At 61.1% G+C, this 17,899-nt stretch carries 12 protein-coding genes and 1 tRNA gene; 7 read left to right on the top strand and 6 right to left on the bottom strand.

The genetic code is table 11. From position 1 onward, the window contains the following. Positions 1 to 159: 159 nt before the first annotated feature. The 3 genes from BSZ35_RS07820 to BSZ35_RS07810 form a co-directional block, all read right to left on the bottom strand. Positions 160 to 780 carry a fasciclin domain-containing protein gene (locus BSZ35_RS07820; RefSeq protein ID WP_105011911.1) on the bottom strand — a complete coding sequence of 207 codons (621 nt, stop codon included), beginning with the start codon at positions 778 to 780 and terminating at the stop codon, positions 160 to 162. A gap of 1,057 nt (positions 781 to 1,837) precedes the next feature. Further along, positions 1,838 to 1,911 (bottom strand) — tRNA-Ile (locus BSZ35_RS07815). 83 nt (positions 1,912 to 1,994) lie between these two features. Beyond that, on the bottom strand, positions 1,995 to 3,014 hold the full coding sequence (locus BSZ35_RS07810; protein ID WP_105011910.1) for an NAD(P)H-binding protein: 1,020 nt from the start codon (positions 3,012 to 3,014) through the stop codon (positions 1,995 to 1,997). Positions 3,015 to 3,320: 306 nt separating this feature from the next. Between BSZ35_RS07810 and BSZ35_RS07805 the strand changes: the two genes are divergently transcribed. Further along, positions 3,321 to 3,764, top strand: coding sequence for a CBS domain-containing protein (locus BSZ35_RS07805; protein WP_258096136.1), 444 nt, complete (start codon positions 3,321 to 3,323; stop codon positions 3,762 to 3,764). 632 nt (positions 3,765 to 4,396) lie between these two features. Here BSZ35_RS07805 and glnA read toward each other — a convergent pair. Together glnA and BSZ35_RS07795 are read right to left on the bottom strand one after the other, a co-directional pair. After that, a complete protein-coding gene (gene glnA / locus BSZ35_RS07800; protein WP_105011908.1) occupies positions 4,397 to 5,737 on the bottom strand; it encodes a type I glutamate--ammonia ligase in 1,341 nt (446 codons plus the stop codon). A gap of 85 nt (positions 5,738 to 5,822) precedes the next feature. Continuing rightward, complete coding sequence (locus tag BSZ35_RS07795) at positions 5,823 to 6,323, bottom strand: Lrp/AsnC family transcriptional regulator (protein WP_105011907.1); 501 nt, start codon at positions 6,321 to 6,323, stop codon at positions 5,823 to 5,825. Between the two features lie 234 nt (positions 6,324 to 6,557). Here BSZ35_RS07795 and BSZ35_RS07790 point away from each other — a divergent pair, with 234 nt between their 5' ends. From BSZ35_RS07790 to BSZ35_RS07770, 5 genes are all read left to right on the top strand, one after another. Next, complete coding sequence (locus tag BSZ35_RS07790) at positions 6,558 to 7,529, top strand: NAD-dependent epimerase/dehydratase family protein (RefSeq protein WP_105011906.1); 972 nt, start codon at positions 6,558 to 6,560, stop codon at positions 7,527 to 7,529. A gap of 258 nt (positions 7,530 to 7,787) precedes the next feature. Then, a complete protein-coding gene (locus tag BSZ35_RS07785) occupies positions 7,788 to 8,984 on the top strand; it encodes a glycine C-acetyltransferase (protein ID WP_105011905.1) in 1,197 nt (398 codons plus the stop codon). A 107-nt stretch (positions 8,985 to 9,091) separates the two neighbouring features. Then, the gene (locus BSZ35_RS07780; RefSeq protein ID WP_105011904.1) at positions 9,092 to 10,633 is read left to right on the top strand and encodes a carboxypeptidase; all 1,542 of its coding nucleotides are present in this window, start codon (positions 9,092 to 9,094) and stop codon (positions 10,631 to 10,633) included. Between the two features lie 248 nt (positions 10,634 to 10,881). Continuing rightward, positions 10,882 to 12,174: an amidohydrolase family protein gene (locus BSZ35_RS07775; protein ID WP_105011903.1), complete on the top strand. Its 1,293-nt coding sequence runs from the start codon at positions 10,882 to 10,884 to the stop codon at positions 12,172 to 12,174. 47 nt (positions 12,175 to 12,221) lie between these two features. Then, positions 12,222 to 13,436 (top strand): amidohydrolase family protein, encoded by a 1,215-nt coding sequence (locus BSZ35_RS07770; protein WP_146110031.1) that lies wholly within the window; start codon positions 12,222 to 12,224, stop codon positions 13,434 to 13,436. A gap of 273 nt (positions 13,437 to 13,709) precedes the next feature. Here BSZ35_RS07770 and katG read toward each other — a convergent pair whose 3' ends face one another. Continuing rightward, complete coding sequence (gene katG / locus BSZ35_RS07765; RefSeq protein WP_105011902.1) at positions 13,710 to 15,944, bottom strand: catalase/peroxidase HPI; 2,235 nt, start codon at positions 15,942 to 15,944, stop codon at positions 13,710 to 13,712. Between the two features lie 461 nt (positions 15,945 to 16,405). Here katG and BSZ35_RS07760 point away from each other — a divergent pair, with 461 nt between their 5' ends. Continuing rightward, complete coding sequence (locus BSZ35_RS07760) at positions 16,406 to 17,887, top strand: sulfatase (RefSeq protein WP_105011901.1); 1,482 nt, start codon at positions 16,406 to 16,408, stop codon at positions 17,885 to 17,887. Positions 17,888 to 17,899: the final 12 nt, after the last annotated feature.

The following is a 17,899-nucleotide window of genomic DNA, read 5'->3' as shown; positions in this document are numbered from 1 at the left end:
TCGGAGAGATCGATCAGAGCATCGACCAGAGGTGGGCATCATCGCCCGGATTGAGAACACGTGCCCCAAGGATGTGCCAAGAGCCGTGTTGAACACCGGGCCGAAGATGCCGTCACTGGTGCACTCTTCTCTTAGAAATGGAGCACTCCGCAAGACCAACTAATTCAGCGGGGGCAGCACAACAGTATCGATTTCGTGGATCACGCCATTGCGTGCTGCAATGTCGACCCCAACGATTTCGGAGGTTCGGTTATTGGCGTCGGTGAGAATGGTCTCGTCGACGAACAGAAATGCACCGTTGAGCGTGTTGATGCGCTTCTGTCGGGTGACCGTTCGTGCAAACCGCCGGCCCGGTGCGACGTGGTAGAGGAGGATCGATTTGAGCGCCGGCAGGGCGAGGAGCTCTTCTGCGCTGTCAACCCCATCCAACTCGTCGATAAGGGCGGCAAAGGCGGCGTTTGAGGGAGCAAATACGGTATACTGACCGTCGCCGTTAAGCGTCTCGACCAGACCTGCCTCCGTGAGCGCCTGGACGAGAATCGAGAAGTTTGGGGTATTCGCAGCGATACCAGCGATTGTCTCGTCCTGCGTTCCGGCCGCTTGGCCTGGACCCATCTTCGCGTCGGCAGTGGCGCTGGAAGTGGCAGCAAGAGAGGTCTCTTCTTCGGCGGGAACACTTACGGGGTCGGTACACCCCTGAAGAAGCACGACGGCAATGCCCAGGACGACATAGGACAGGAGGAGGCGAACGAGAGATTGTTGAGCATTCAGGGCTTGCATGAATAACACCTCGTGTTGGGTTTTGGGAACTGACTCTGTGGGAAAAACAAAAATAAAATTCCGATCCGAACCGGCCTAGGTATTAGGATCAAAGCGGTGTAGGAATGGGGGGCGGCTACTGTGCACCGTCACGCTTCTCGGCGTCGCACGGCTGCTCCGCGGCCACGAATCCAACGGGTTCGGGGCCGACGACGGGGAGGAGGCGAACTTGTTCGATAGCGAGGCGGCGCCCGCAGCGTTGGCCGAGACCTTTCTGGACGATGAATCCGTTTCGCGGCTCCAGATCGAGGTCAACTACAGGAGGGATACGAGCCGACCGTGGCCGGACTCGACAGTCTCAAGACCGCGCTGAAGGCCCATCTGAGCAGATCCAGATCACCATCGGGGCGCCGACTCACATTCTCGCAGCGGGACGAGACAGCTACACCGCCCATGCGGTTCGGGACTTAGAGACTGTTTTGGTTTCCCACGATGACAGTTCAGGAAGAGCGCGACGACTGCAGATCGTCGGGATCCAACAGGGGCTCCTTCTGAGCAACGGACGGCCCTCCAATTCCTGCGAAATATCTCGTCGATTCTCAAACCCGCTCAAAAATCAAAACAGTCTCTTAGAGGCAGAGCGCCGCGATCACTACACGAGAGCGGAAAGTGACACCCTTCGGGCGTACTTTCTCGTCCTCGACGGCAAATTTGATGATGGGAAGGTGGTAGGGGGACGCCTACTACAACACGACCATTCCGATGCTCACGGCCAAAACGTTTGGCACGGACGGGACGCTTTGGGCCACCCAGGACGTGCTGATTCCGGGGAGTGGAACTGTCGTGCAGGTTCCGTAGCCTGTTTGCCTTCAAACCGAGAGAAAGAGGCGAACCACCCTTGCACTTTAACGGATTTGGGGAGCCATGCCTATCCGATCTGGGAGTGGGGGGGCGCCCCCGACTGCCGTTGCGGCGAATCGTCGAACGCATGCTCGCGCCTGTCATCGACTCGCCGGCCGACGAGATGCGCGTTCAGAAGCGTCTCGTGTAGCGCCAGTGCGAGGAAAGGGGAAAAGAGTGGGCCCGGCGGGACTCGAACCCACGACCGATCGATTATGAGTCGACTGCTCTAACCAACTGAGCTACGGGCCCAAAAAGAGACGGCGACGGTCTGTCGTCGTACTTCGGCACGAACCCGAAGAGCGGGGGTTCCAACCGCGCTCATGAATGCAGGATCAGGACGACACCTGCGATCGATGTGAGGAAGAAGCAGTAGGAGTCAGAGACCAGAAGGGCGTAGCACACTGCAGGCACAGGTCCTGGGCAGGGAGTGCGGACTCGTGGGGCTGGAACTCAGACGAATAGTCGTGAATGAATTGACGCAGTGTGCGGGCAGGACGGCCCGTGAGGCTGGCGACATCGGAGGAGACCGGCCATACGTGTCCGTTCCGAAACGAACGGGCCAGCAGGGTCAGGTCATCCACTTTCCATTGCGGCAGGCGCCGACTCATGAGGTACTCCTGATAAGCGTCGGCGGGCATGTCGATATAGCGGATCGGGCGGCCGAGCTCTTTTGAAAAGAGCGCCGCAATTTCGTTGTAGGAAAGGGCCTGCGGTCCCGTGAGAGAATAGGACTGTCCCGCGTGTTCGTTCGTTTGTTCGCCGTTGCCGGTGGGCGGCCCGGCGTCAGGCGTCGTAAGGATTGCAGCGGCCGCGTCTGCCACGTCGCGCGCGTCTACGATCGGCAGGCGGGCATGACTGAAGGAGCCGCAGAGCATATTTTCGGATTGGATCGAAGGGGCGGCACGCAGCAGGGTTTGCATGAGAAACTGCGGGCGAAGGATGGTGGCCGGAAGAGCGGTGCTTCGGATTTGGGCCTCGGTGACCCGATGCCATTGGGCCAACTGGAGCGGGACGTCTGGGGGCACGGCCCCAATGGCCGACACCGCGACGAGATGGATCGGGCGACGAGTGCGCTCGGCACCCTCTACGACATTGCCCTGAAGGACGACCTGCTCGGGGGCCGGGGAGGTGCATACGAACACGCGCGTGATTCCTGTGAGGGCAGCCTCGATGGAATCCGGTTCTTCGAGGGTTCCTTGTACGACCTCGATAGAGGAGAGGGAACGGAGCGAACGCGCTCCCTCATGAGACCGGACGAGGGCCCGGGCCGGAATGGAACGGGCGGCGAGCGTGCGTACGAGCAGCGCGCCGATGGTGCCGGTGGCACCGGTGATGAGGATTGAGGGAGACATCGAGCGTGGTCGAAAAAGAGTGAAAAAACCTCCGGCCTCCTCTAAGAACGATTTGCGCTCTTCCGTTCACAAGCCGTTCCGGCGCAACCGATGCACGCCAGAACTCCGCCGTCCAAGACTCCATCCCCCTTCGTGGGTCTACGCCATCGCGTGGGTGCGCACGAAATTCGCGAGTGCTCCACAGAACCGCCGCAACACCGATCCGGAAGATCGATAGGGGGTGCCAGAGTCGAATTGTTGGTTCCTTTTTGCTCTCTGCTGACGTATACCCTCTTTCCTATGAAGTGGAATAGTGCCAAAGACTTGATGACGACGGATGTCAAAACCGTCGAGGCCGACTGGCCGCTCGATCGGGTGGCCCAATTTTTGGTCGACCACAGCATCTCGGGCGCCCCGGTCGTGGACGGGGGCACGCTAGTGGGGGTCATATCGCTCACGGATCTCGCTCGACACAGCAGTTCGGCCGGGGAGCCGGCCACTGAGCGGCCGTCCGCGTACTACCGGCACGAGCTGGAAGCACAGTACTCGGAGGAGGATCTGGAGGACCTGCGCGTGACGGAGGGGGACGAGACGACGGCCGAGCACGTGATGACGCCGCAGGTATACGACGTGAACGAGCGTACTCCTATTCAGCAGGTGGCGCAGGTAATGCACCGAGGGGGGATCCACCGCGTGTTTGTCACCGAGAACGACCAGATCCGGGGTATCATCACGGCGATGGACATGTTGAAGGTCGTGGCCTCGCTGTAGAATAACGCCCTCGCGCCGTGCGGATTTGAACGATTGACGCGCCAGTCACGCAGACAAAAAGAGGCCCCTTTGCCTGATGAAAGGCAAGGGGCCTTTGTTATTGTGGGTTTCGAGACAGAGATCGAGAGGGAGCTTGAGGGACTGGGTTTGATTGATAGCCGGTCTAATACGAAGTCCAGTTGCAGGCCTCAGGTACGAAGAGGCCCTGCCGGGGTAGGAGTGGGAAACGTCCGGTCCGGCGCTGCATGAAGCGGCCTCCGTAGCGCCGTTCGCGCTCAACGGCGCCCTGACCAAAGGGAGGAAGTGCTTTCAGAGTGCGCCCTGACCAAAGGGAGGAAGTGCTTTCAGAGTGCGCCCTGACCAAAGGGAGGAAGTGCTTTCAGAGTGCGCACTGACCAAAGGGAGGAAGTGCTTTCAGAGTGCGCCCTGACCAAAGGGAGGAAGTGCTTTCAGAGTGCGCCCTGACTCGGAGAGCGGAATGTCCGGGCGCTTTCCCTTTGCTAATCCCATGATGGGGTCCCAACAAGAAAAAACGGCTGACCTCTCGAAGAAAGAGGTCAGCCGTCGTGAGAATGTGGCCTGTACGGTAGACGACGACCGAAGAAATCGAAGGTCGTCCGCCGGGGGCTACGCTAGAATGTTTCCAGGTAGCGATCGAGCTCCCACTGTGAGACCGACGCGAGGAATTCCGTGTATTCCTGCGTCTTCGCCTGGAGGAACTTCTCGCTCACGTGCGGCCCGAGGGCATTGAGGATGACGTCGTCCTCCTTTAGGGCCGTTACGGCCTGACCGAGCGTGCTCGGGAGCGTATTGATGCCGCGTTCCTCGCGGTCCGCCTCGGTGAACTCGTAGATGTTTTCGCGGACCGGATTGGGGGCCTGGAGGTCGTTTTCAATTCCATCGAGGCCGGCATGCAGCATGACCGCAAGGGCCAGGTACGGATTGCATGACGGGTCCGGAGAGCGGAGCTCGATGCGGGAGGCCGCCGGAATGCGCGCGGCGGGCTTGCGCACGAGGGCCGAACGGTTCACGTCACTCCAAGCCACGTAGATCGGCGCCTCATATCCGGGCACGAGCCGCTTGTACGAGTTGACCGTCGGGTTGCAGATGGCCGTAAGGGCCGGGGCGTGCTCCAGGATGCCGCCCAGGAACTGGTACGCCGTATCGCTCAGGTTGAACTCGTCGTCATCGTCGTGGAACGCATTCTCGCCGCCTTCGAAGAGCGAGATGTGCGTATGCATGCCCGAGCCGTTGATGCCGGAAATGGGTTTGGGCATGAAGGTGGCGTGGACGCCGTGTAGCTCCGCTACCGCGCGCACCACCGACCGGAAGGTCGCAATGTTGTCCGCCGTCGTCAGCCCGTCGGCGTACTTGAAGTCGATTTCGTGCTGGCCGCGGGCCACCTCGTGGTGACTGGCTTCAACCTCGAAGCCCATCGCCTGGAGGGTGTAAATAATGTCGGCCCGAATCTCCTGTGCGGAGTCCTTCGGGGCCAGGTCGAAGTAGCCGCCGGCGTCGTGGGTCTGCGTCGTGGCCCGGCCGTCCTCGTCGTTCTCGAAGACGAAGAATTCCGGCTCCGGACCCGCGTTCATCTCGAAGCCCATCTCATTGGCCCGAGCGAGCGCGCGCTTCAGCACGAATCGAGGGTCTCCCTCAAACGGCTCGCCCGTCGAGGTATTAATGACGTCGCAAATGAGGCGAGCGGTGACGGTATCATCTTCGCGTCGGCTTCGCCATGGCAAAACGGCGAAGGTGTCCGGGTCCGGCTCCAACCGCATATCCGATTCTTGGATTCGCACAAAGCCCTCGATTGAGGACCCGTCGAAGTATATTCCTTCGTGGAAGGCTTTTTTGGCTTGGCTCGCCGGGATCGAAACGTTCTTAACCGTTCCGAGGATGTCGGTGAACTGCAGACGCAGAAAATCTACATCCTCCGACTCGATCTGGTTCAGGACGTCGTCTTTTGTGGCCATGTGTTGAGTGTTGGGTCTAAGTGAGTGGATACGCTCGAACGGGATGCCCTCGCTTGGTAGGCGGCTGATCTCGTCGAGCTTATGACTACGACTCCGACGTGACCTCTTCGTAGTCGTAGAGCTCCATCGGTTCGGCGGGAACTGCGCGCGACTCCTTAAAGGTGCTCAGCACAATGCTGGTGGTGGTCTGCGTAATTCCCGGAATCGCCTGAATCTCCGACAGGAAATGCTCCAGCGTGGTCGTATTCTTGGTCCGCACTTTCAACACATGCGAACCGGCGCCCGTGATGGAATGCACCTCCAGGACCTGTTCCATGCTGGTCACGCGGTCGATGAAGGTGGAGTAGTGCTCCGATCCATCAACCGAGACGCGGATGAACGCCGTGATGTCGAGACGCAGGCGCTTGGCATCGACGATGGCTTTGTATCCCTGAATGACACCGCGCTCCTCCAACTTTCGCATCCGCTCACTCACGGCGGAGATCGATAGGTCGACTTCGTCGGCGACGTCGCTGCGCTTCATGCGACCGTCCTGCTGAAGAAGCTCGAGGATTTTGGTGTCAATTTCGTCAATGCTGTGTGCCACTGTCCTCCGATTGCTATTTCTTTTTGACTCGACCCTATCCTACTCTACTTTCTTTGGTTTGTCAAGCGAAAACTGAAAATATTTTTGGAGAACGCGTAAAGATCTGGATGGAAGCGCTTTCCGAAATCGGAATTAATGCCGCCTCGGGGTGGAAGCGGTTCCGAACGAGGGGGGGAAGAACACGTAGAGGGAGTATCCGAGAATCGTTTTTCCAAATGGATCTTCCTCGACTGTATGTCCCGCTTTCTGGTCACCGGCGCCAACGGTCAGATTGGCAGCGAGCTGGTTGCGGCGCTGCGCGAGCGCCACGGGGCGCGGCAGGTGGTGGGCCTGGACCTGAAGCCGCCGCCGGCGTCGAATGGGCAGCCGCGGGAGGGGCCCTTTGAGGAGGCGGACGTGCGGGACCGGGCGGCCCTTGCGGAGGTAATCTCTGCCTACGACGTCGGGACGGTCTACCACCTGGCGAGCCTGCTGTCGGCGACCGGAGAGCAGCAGCCCGACCGGACGTGGGAGGTCAACATGGGCGGGCTCAAAAATGTGCTTGATCTGGCTCGGGGGGAGGGGCTGCGGGTGTTTTGGCCCTCTTCGATTGCGGTGTTCGGGCCGTCGACGCCGAAGGAGAACACCCCGCAGCAGACGGTGTTGGACCCGACGACGATCTACGGGGTGACCAAGCGCAGCGGGGAGCTGTTGTGCCGGTACTATCACCGCCGGTTCGGGGTAGACGTGCGGAGCCTGCGGTATCCGGGGTTAATCAGCTACAAGACGGCGCCGGGGGGCGGGACGACCGACTACGCGGTCGAGATGCTGAGGCGAGCGGCGGAGGGGGAGGACTACACGTGTTTTCTGGATCGGGGGGCGCGGCTGCCGATGATGTACATGCCGGATGCGATTGGGGCGACCCTGGACCTGATGGGGGCGGAGGGGGAGGGGCTCACGGTGCGGGAGGGGTACAACGTGGGGGCGTTCAGTTTTACGCCGGAGGAGTTGGCGGAGTCGATCCGTGGGCACGTGCCGGGATTCCGTTGCAGCTACGCGCCGGACGAGCGTCAGCAGATTGCCGAGGCGTGGCCGTCGTCGGTCGACGATGGGGCGGCTCGTCGGGACTGGGGCTGGGCGCCGGCGTACGACCTGGCGGCGATGACGGAGGACATGCTCGAGCACCTGCGCGAAGAGGAATGGGAGAGCGGAAGCGTGGGGGCATGAGGGTTATCTCAAAACGCCGGTCTGGGCCTGCTCAGAAACAGCGATTACCGCACGGGAATGTTCTCAGCGCCCGTTTGAATTCATACGTCCCCGCCCTTTGAGATAATTCCGAAGAGGGAGGGCGTCTGCCGGTTGGGACGGGTGCCCCTCCCTGTGTTCTTTTCGCTCTTTCGCCCTCGTCCACCGCTTGCCTTTTTGGCGCACGTCGCTCTAATCTGATCTCTCACATAGAAGAAGAATCAACCCTCAAACGCCACTATGTCCATGACCGAGGAAACTGCTGAGGCATTTCAGCAGAAACTGCAAGACATCAAGGACGCCGGCACCTACAAAGAGGAGCGGGTTATTACCTCCCAGCAGGATGCCGACATTGAAGTCGAGTCCGGCGATCACGTCATCAACTTCTGTGCGAACAACTATCTGGGCCTCGCCAACCACCCGGAGATCATGGACGCCGCCAAGAACGGCGTGGATCGCTACGGCTTCGGAGTCGCCAGCGTCCGTTTCATCTGCGGTACGCAGAGCGTCCACAAAGACTTGGAGCACGCCCTCTCCGACTTTCACGAGACGGACGACACGATCCTCTACAATTCGTGCTTCGATGCCAATACGGGCCTCTTCGAAACCCTGTTGGGCCCGGACGATGCCATCATCAGCGATGAGTTGAACCACGCTTCCATCATCGACGGCATCCGGCTTTGTAAGGCCGACCTGCACGTCTTTGAGCACAGCGACATGGCCGACCTGGAGGCGAAGCTACAGGATGCTCAGGACGCCGAGACGCGGATGATTTGCACCGACGGCGTATTTTCGATGGACGGGGATGTGGCGAAGCTCGATGAGATCTGCCGTCTGGCCGAGGAGTATGGTGCGCTCGTGATGGTGGACGAGTGCCACGCCACCGGATTCATGGGGGAAGGCGGTCGCGGCGCGAGCGAGGCCAAGGGCGTTCTTGATCAGGTTGACATCATCACCTCGACGCTCGGGAAGGCGCTGGGGGGAGCGACGGGCGGCTTCACGACGGGACGACAAGAAATCATTGATCTCCTCCGGCAAGAGTCGCGCCCATACCTCTTTTCCAACGCGATTGCGCCCTCCATCGCGAACGCCGGGCTTAAGGTGTTGGAGATGCTGCAGGAGAATGATGACCGGCGGGAGACAATTTGGGAGAATGCACGCTACTTCCGGAGTGAGATGCAGGAGCGGGGCTTCGACATCAAGCCGGGCGACCACCCCATCGTGCCGATCATGCTGTACGACGCGAAGACGAGCGGGGCCATCGCCGAGGAGCTGCTCGACCGCGGCATCTACGTCATCAGCTTCAGCTACCCCGTGGTGCCGAAGGGGGAGGCCCGCATCCGCGTACAGATGTCGGCGGCGCACTCGAAGGAGCAGCTCGACCGTGCCATCGACGCGTTTGCCGAGGTGGCGCGTGAGCATGACGTCATTGAGTAATTCGATCGATCCTTGGAAGGTTGAAGCTTGGGATGGTGGAGCATAGGTTTTTCACTGGCTTCCCTTCCTCTTTCGCCTGCACGTTGTTGTCCGATTCCCCGTACCACATGCACATTCTTTCGACGACCCGATTCCGAACGCTCGTTCTCAGTGTCTTCGTACTGCTGTTTGGGAGCGGGGTGGTCCTCGCCCAGGAGAAAAGTGATTCGCAGCTAGAGCGCAGCCTGCCGCCCGACACGACCATAACAGCGACCGATCAGGTGACCATCCAGGGCGAATCGGTGCCCTACGAGGTGACGACGGGCACGCAGCCGGTGTACGGCGACGACGATACGGCCATTGCGTCGCTCCACTACACCTACTACCGCCGCTCCGACGTGGACGATCGCACCCGGCGGCCCCTCGTCGTGTCGTTCAACGGCGGTCCGGGCTCGGGCTCTCTCTGGATGCATTTGGGCTACACGAGCCCGAAGCACCTCAAAATCAGCGATGAGGGCTATCCCGTGCAGCCGTACGGCGTGGAGGACAACGAGCATTCGATTCTGGACGTGGCGGACATCGTGTACGTGAATCCCGTCAATACGGGCTTCTCCCGCATCCTCGATGACAGCGTAGACCGCGAGGAATTCTTCGGGGTCAATGCCGACGTCGACTATCTGGCGAGCTGGATCGATACGTTTGTCTCCCGTCATGATCGCTGGCGTTCGCCGAAGTATCTGATCGGGGAGAGTTACGGCACGACGCGTGTGTCGGGGCTCGCGGGTGAGCTTCAAAACAGCCACTGGATGTACCTGAATGGGGTCATCCTCGTGTCGCCCACCGGGCTCGGGATGGAGCCGGCCGGGCCGTCGCCCCGCTCCGAGGCGCTGAAGCTGCCCTACTACGCCGCTACGGCATGGTATCACGACCAGTTGCCGAGCGACTTGCAGAGCCGCGATCTGCAGGCCCTTCTCTCGGAGGTGGAAGACTACACGGTTGAGGAGTACGTCCCTGCGCTTACGCGCGGCGGCTTCATCGACAGCACGCGGCGGCAGACGGTGGCACAGGAGGTGGCGCGCTACTCCGGTCTTTCCGAGCAGTTCGTGCTCAACCACAACCTCGCCGTCCCGTCCGATGCTTTCTGGAAGCAGCTTCTACAAGAGGAGGGGCGCACCGTGGGCCGGCTTGACTCCCGCTATCGGGGCGTCGATCGGAAGAATGCGGGCAGTGAGTACGACTATCCCCCTGAACTCGCTGCCTGGAACCACGCCTTTACGCCGGCTGCCAACCACTACCTCCGCGATGAGTTGGGCTTCGAGACTGACCTCAAGTACAACGTCTTTGGTCCGGTTCATCCGTGGAATGAAGAGAACAACGACACCGGCGAGCAGCTGCGGGACGCCATGGCGCAGAATCCCTACCTGCACGTCATGGTCCAGTCCGGTTACTTCGACGGAGCGACCGACTACTTTTCGGCCAAGTACGTGATGTGGAATCTCGGCACGCGCGAGACGATGCGCGACCGCCTGCGCTTCGAGGGGTACCGGAGTGGGCACATGATGTACTTGCGCGAAGAGGACCTGGAGACGGCCAACGAGCACATCCGCTCATTTATTGAGGAGTCGATACCGGAGGCGGGCACCTCGGCGCGGTACGGGCCCCGGGAGTAGCGGGTCTCGAATCGTGGAATGCCGCAGATGAGGGGGAGCATTTTTCGGACGTTGGGTACACGGGGGGCGCGCACGCGTCCTCTTGCTCGCTCTGCCGTGCGCGACAGCACAAATTGTGCGGAGAGAGCAGCCACGCCTTCAGTTGGGAGGATTCGATTATTGACGTACGAGGGGTTGCTTGCGCCTTTCGGTTCCAGCTCCTACTCTTCTTGGTGCGCCGTTTTTTTTGGACCGTTCGCCCCTCGCTCATGCGTCCTCGGATTCTCTTGTTCGCTGTTCTGTGCCTGTGCCTCACGCTGCCGGTGCAGGCACAGGAGCAGCCCCACGTCTTCCGCAATGCTACTTTGTATCCCATCTCGTCCGACCCCATTGAAAATGGAACGATGGTCGTGCAAGGGGGCACCATCCAGGCTGTCGGGGAAGCGGGAGCGGTCGACGTGCCGGACGGGGCTGTGACGCACGACGTGGCAGGGAAGGTCATTATGCCGGGCCTCGTGGACACGCACTCCCACATCGGGCAGGTGAGTGGCGGGGACGGGTCGGCGGCTCTCCATCCGGACGTTCGCACCATCGATGCGATTAATGTCCGGCATCCCTCAATGGACCGCGCCCGTGCCGGGGGCATCACCACTGTGCAAGTACTGTCGGGCTCCGGTCACCTGATGAGTGGGCAGACGACCTTTCTCAAACTGCGCGATGGAGGGACCGTCGGCGAGCTCAATGCGTGCGACGATCGTCCCGTTGAAGAGTGCGGGGGCATGAAGATGGCCAACGGCACCAATCCGCAGCGCGAGAGCGGATCGTTTCCGGGCACACGGGCCCGCGCCGCTGCAATGGCGCGCGAGGCCTTCGTAGAAGCGCAGGCGTACCGGCGCAAGAAGCAGCAGGCCGAGACGGAGGCCGACATGCCGGACCGCGATTTGCGGATGGAGGGGCTCGTGGATGTTCTGGAGGGGGAGCGCGCCGTTCACTTCCACACGCACCGCCACGACGACATTCTCACGGCCATCCGGCTCAGTGACGAATTTGACTTTGATTTAGTCCTCCATCACGTGAGCGAAGGCTGGAAGGTGGCCGAGGAGATTGCCGAGGCGAACGTGCCGGCCTCCATCATTGTGCTCGATTCGCCCGGTGGCAAGAAAGAGGCGGATGAACTCGTCTACCGTACGGGTCGGGTGCTCAACGAAGCCGGGGTCGACGTGGCCTACCACACGGACGACCCGATCACCGATTCACGGCTGCTCCTACGCCAGCCGGCCATCGGGGTGCGGGCGGGAATGTCGCGCGAGGCGGCCCTCGAATCGGTCACCTTGGCGGGAGCGCGCATGCTGGGGATGGAAGACGAAATCGGCTCGCTCGACGAAGGAAAAGACGCCGACTTCGTCGTTCTTTCCGGCGATCCTTTGAGTGTCTACACCAATATTCAGCAGACCTGGGTGGAGGGAACGGTTGTGTTTGATCGGTCGAATCCGGAGGACCGCGACTTCGCCACTGGAGGCTATCGGGTCTATGATGATGCTGTCCAGCACGTCCACAACTGAGTTTTGGCCCTCCCGTTGCCTTGTTTCACGCCCGATCCGATTCCAACATGCTGACTTTTCGCTCTATCCGCCGCTACAATCTGGCGCTCGTCGCTCTTCTTTGTATCGGTCTCGTTTCACAGGCGGGGTATGCCCAGCACGCGGTACAGGCCGATACGCTCTACACCATGACCGACCAGGGCCCGATTGTGAACGGCGTCGTTCTTATTGAGGAGGGCACGATTGCCGAAGTGGGGCCGGCAACGGAGGTGTCTGTGCCGTCAGATGCCACGGTGCACGAAGCGACGGTTGCCACCCCGGGCCTCATTGATCCCCGGGGCACCGTGGGACTCTCCGGCATTCACAACGTGCCCGCCGATCAGGATCAGCTCGACACTTCCGAGCCCATGCAGCCCGCCCTGCGGGCGATTGACGCCTACAATCCGCGCGAGCAATTGGTGTCGTTCGTTCGTCAGCTGGGCATCACCACCGTCCACACAGGACATGCCCCCGGTGCTCTCATCAGTGGCCAGACGGCCACGTTTTCGACTGCAGGGGAGACTGTGGCGTCATCCGTCATGGACTCGCTCACGACCGTCGCCATGACGCTGGGGCCGGACGCACAGGCCCGCTTCGAGTCGCCCGATACTCGGGGCAAAGGGGTGGCCATGCTCCGACAACAGTTGCTCGACGCCCGGGCCGCAATGGATACGGAGGAGCCGACGACGGATCTTGGTACGAGGGTGTTGCAAAAGGTGCTTCGCGGAGAGGTCCCGGCTCTCGTGACGGCCCACCGCGCGCATGACATTCAGGCGGCTCTGCGGCTACAGGAGGAGTTTGGGTTCGACATGATTCTGGACGGGGCGTCGGAGGCGTACCTCGTTGCTGATGAGATCGAGGAGGCCGACGTGCCGGTGATTCTACATCCCACCATGACGCGGCCGAGCGGCACGACGCAGAACGCGGCCTTTACGACTGCTGGACGGCTACACGAGGCCGGCATCCCGGTGGCCATCCAGAGCGGATGGGAACCGTACGTTCCGAAGACGCGCATTGTGCTCTACGAAGCCGCGATTGCAATGGCCAACGGGCTGCCCCGTCGGGCGGCGCTGGAGAGCATAACGAGCGCCCCCGCCGAGATCCTTGGGTTGGACAGGATCGGCACAATCGCGTCCGGCCAGGCCGCCGATCTTGTCCTCTTCGACGGCGACCCCTTCGAGTACACGACGCATGTGTGCACCGTCATTGATGACGGGAACGTGGTGAGTACCGAGTGCAAGTAGGGGGGCGGGAGCTGTCACGTACACGTGTCCGGCACGTTTGAATGAGGACATACCAGTGCGCGGATCGTTAAGCCTTGCTGGGTCTTGTCGTTGATTTCTTTGGGACCCCGGTTTCGACGGGACGGCCCATTTCCCAACTCTCTGTGGCTCGGGAAGTCCCAATCGAAAATAAGAAAGGCAGCCCGTTTCCGGACTGCCTTTCGTCGTCGACGTATGGGTTTCTTCGCTCCTCGGCGGAGGGGCCGAGGCCCCATGTGCCGTGGAGGGACAGAGTTACTCGTCCAGGTCGAAGCGATCCAGGGTCATCACCTTCGTCCAGGCGTCCACAAAGTCGTGGACGAGCTTCTCCTCGCCGTCGTCGGCGCCGTAGACCTCCGCCAGGGTGCGAAGGCGGGAGTTGGATCCGAAGATCAGGTCCACGCGGGTGGCCGTCCACTCGACCTCGCCGGTGTCGCGGTCCTGAACCTCAAAGATCTGCTTCGCCTCCGACACCGGCTCCCACTCGTAGTCCATGGAGAGCAGGTTCTGGAAGTAGTCGTTGGTCAGCGTCTCCGGCCGATCGGTGAAGACCCCGTGCCCGTCGGCCTGTTCGTGGGTGGCGTCGAGCGCACGCATTCCACCGACGAGCACCGTCATCTCAGCAGGCGTCAGATCCAGCAGGTCCGCCTTGTCGATCAGAAACTCCTCCGGCGTCCAGTCCTGTCCCGGATCGTCTGCGATGTAGTTGCGGAAGCCGTCTGCTTTCGGCTCCAGCCACTCGAACGCCTCCACGTCGGTCTGCTCCTGGGTGGCGTCGGTACGACCGGGCGTGAACGGCACCTCCACGTCGTATCCGGCGTCGGCCGCGGCCTTTTCGATGGCGGCAGCCCCGCCCAGCACGATCAGGTCGGCCATCGACACCCGCACGTCGTCGTCTCGCCCCTCGTTGAAGTCCTGCTGGAGGCTCTCCAGGACGTTCAGCGTGCGGGACAGTTCGTACGGCTCGTTGGCTTCCCAGCTGCGGTGCGGCTTGAGGCGAATGCGCGCCCCGTTGGCCCCGCCCCGCTTGTCGCTGTCGCGGTACGTCGACGCCGATGCCCAGGCGGTCTTGACCAGCCGGGAGACGGACAGGTCGGTATCGAGAATCGCGTCTTTAAGCTCAGCGATCTCCGCGTCCCCGATCAGGTCGTGATCGACATCGGGCACGGGGTCCTGCCAGATCAGGTCCTCGTCGGGCACCTCCGGACCGAGGTAGCGTTCCTTCGGTCCCATGTCCCGGTGAAGCAGCTTGAACCAGGCCCGCGCGAATGCGTCCTGGAATTCATCGGGGTTCTCCTGAAAGTCCTCGATGATCTCACGGTAGTCCGGGTCCCGTTTCAGGGCGATGTCCGTCGTGAGCATCATCGGATCCACCGTGGCCGACGCATCGTGTGCGTCCGGCGCAATCCCCTTCAGTTCGTCACTCTTCGGACGCCACTGCCAGGCGCCGCCGGGGCCCTCGTGCACCTCCCATTCGTTGTCGAGCAGGAGATCAAGATAGCCGAGGTCCCACTGGGTCGGCTCATCGGTCCAGGGGCCTTCGATGCCACTGGTGATGGTGTCGGCGCCCTTGCCGGAGCCGTAGTCACTTTTCCAGCCGAGGCCCTGCTGCTCAATCGGGGCTGCTTCGGGCTCCGCTCCGACGTACTCGTCACTGTCGGCGGCCCCGTGGACCTTTCCGAACGTGTGGCCACCGGCGATGAGCGCGGCCGTCTCGCGGTCGTTCATCGCCATCCGGCCGAAGGATTGACGGATGCGCCGGGCCGACCATTCGGGATCTGGGTTGCCCTCCGGACCTTCAGGATTCACGTAGATGAGGCCCATCACCGTCGCTCCAAGCGGGCCTTCCAGCTCGTCGTCCTCGTCAAATCGATCCCAGGTTTCCATTTCGTTTTCCGGGCCCCAGTCGATGGAACCGTCGGGCTTGAAGTCGTCCTCTCGGCCGCCGCCGAACCCAAACGTCTTGAAGCCCATCGACTCCATGGCCACGTTGCCGGCCAGGAGCATCAGGTCCGCCCAGGAAATCTTGCGACCGTACTTCTGTTTGACCGGCCACAGCAGGCGGCGGGCCTTGTCGAGGTTCGCGTTGTCGGGCCAGCTGTTGAGGGGCGCCAGCCGCTGTCGGCCGCCGGATCCCCCACCCCGGCCGTCGGTGGTGCGGTAGGTGCCGGCACTGTGCCACGCCATCCGAATGAAGAGCGGCCCGTAGTGCCCGTAGTCGGCCGGCCACCAGTCCTTCGAGGTGGTCATCACCTCTTCAATGTCTTCCTTGAGAGCCTCGAAATCGAGGCTCTGAAAAGCGTCAGGATAGTCGAAGTCTCCATTCCAAGGGCCGACATCCTGCGCATTTTGATCGAGAATCTCGATGTCTAGGCTGCTGGGCCACCACTGACGGTTCGTTGCAGGGGTCTTCCGCTGCTCCCTCGAACCGTTGTGCATCACCGGGCAACCATTCGTTTCGCTCGCTTCCGTTGGGGGGTCTTGTGACATAGAGTAGTCTGGGTGAGACAAGGAGTGCTGCGACACGTCGAGACCTGAGTGGTCTCCCCAATACCAACGGCAAAACCGTTCGCTTGATGCTAGGTCAAACTTCTGAGTAACGGAAAAGTCGTAAAAATTCTGGAATTTAAGATATATGTGCAGAATGTGTGTTTCGGGGGACAGGCTCTTGTCAGAGAACCTCGGTTCTGCTGGCAAGCCGGGAGCACGGCCCCCTTTTCTGAGCATTCTGGCTGCGTTGGTAGACGTCAGCATTTCCGTATATCCACCTTTTCCAGATACGAAGGCGAGTACGACCCATGCATCTTTTCTGCAAGGACCTGTCTTTCAACCATCGTCGATCGATGTCTCCTTCATGCAGCGTTCGCATTTCAGGGCATCGATTCTTACCATAGCAGTGGTTTCGGGCCACAACCCTGCGCGATCGTCTTTGGACAATCCCCACCGTTCTCGTGCCTGTTTCCAAATCTCGTTTCCAGGTGCGTCTCCTCATCTTTTGTCTTCTGCTCTTCGTCGGGCCGCGGCTCGCCCCGGCCCAGTCGAGCGATGTGCCAGAAAACGTCGTGTTTATCTTCAGCGACGATCACCGGTACGATTTCATGGGCTTTCACGATCGCGCCCCCGACTTTCTTGAGACTCCCAACCTGGACCGAATGCGCCGAGAGGGCGTCCACCTGGCCAATGCCTTCGTGGGAACCAGCCTGTGCTCCCCGAGCCGCGCCTCGATCCTCACGGGGCAGCACGCCCACCGTCACGGTGTGGTTGACAACCAGCGCATGGTGCCAGACACGACCCACTTTTTTCCGGAGACTCTACAAGAGAGAGGCTACCAGACGGCTTTCTTTGGCAAATGGCACATGGGCCGCGCCAGTGCCGAGCCGCGCCGCGGCTTTGATCAGTGGGCCAGCTTTCGGGGGCAGGGGCCGTACTTTGATCCCACCCTCAATATCAACGGCACTGAGCGGGACTTCGAGGGCTACACGGCCAACGTAATTACCGACCAGGCCCTGCAGTGGCTGACGGAGCGGGAGGGCGAAGAGCCCTTCTTTATGTACCTCTCGCACAAGAACGTCCACAGCCCCTTCACGCCGCACCCGAAGGACGAGGAGCGCTATGCGGACGAGACAATGCCGCATCCGCAGTCCATGAAAAACATCCGGGAGAACTATCTGATGAAGCCGGACTGGGTGCAGGAACAGCGCTACGGCTGGCACGGGGTGGAGCACATGTATCACCTCGGAATGGACTCCTTTGACCGGCGGCTGCGCAACTACTGCGAGTCGCTCTATTCGATGGACCGGCAGATTGGACGGGTGCTCGATTATTTGGAGGAGAGTGGGCAGGCGGACAATACACTCGTCATCTACATGGGCGACAACGGCTTTATGTGGGGAGAGCACGGCCTCATCGACAAGCGCCAGATGTACGCACCGTCCGTGCGCGTACCGATGCTGGCCTGGGCGCCGGGCTTCATCGAGGAGGGACGCACGATTGAGGAGATGGTGCAGAATATCGATGTCGCGCCGACGATCCTGGACGTAGCCGACGCCGAGCCAGTCAACAAGATCGACGGACGGTCTGCGCTGCCGCTTCTACAGGGGCAGCCGGACGTGGACTGGCGCGAGTCGATTCTGTACGAGTATTACTGGGAGTGGAATTTCCCGCACACCCCCACCATGTTTGGTCTTCGGACTGATCGGTGGAAGTACGTCTTCTACTACGGCCTTTGGGATAAAAACGAGCTCTACAATGTCCAGCGTGATCCGGAAGAGATGCACAACCTCATCAATGTACGCTCGGAACTGGCCGACAGCCTGCGCAATCGGCTCTTTGATCGGCTGGAGGCGACGGGGGGCATGAGCATTCCTCTCAAGCGTCCGCGTGGGGGGCAGCAGGACGAACGGAAAATCCCTGACGGCTCCACCCATCAGTAATTCCTCCGTACT

This window comes from Salinibacter sp. 10B, from assembly GCF_002954405.1.
In the GTDB taxonomy this organism is placed as follows: Bacteria; Bacteroidota; Rhodothermia; order Rhodothermales; family Salinibacteraceae; genus Salinibacter.
Note: the sequence above shows the minus strand (reverse complement) of the source record. Positions and strands in the feature narration are given on the sequence as shown.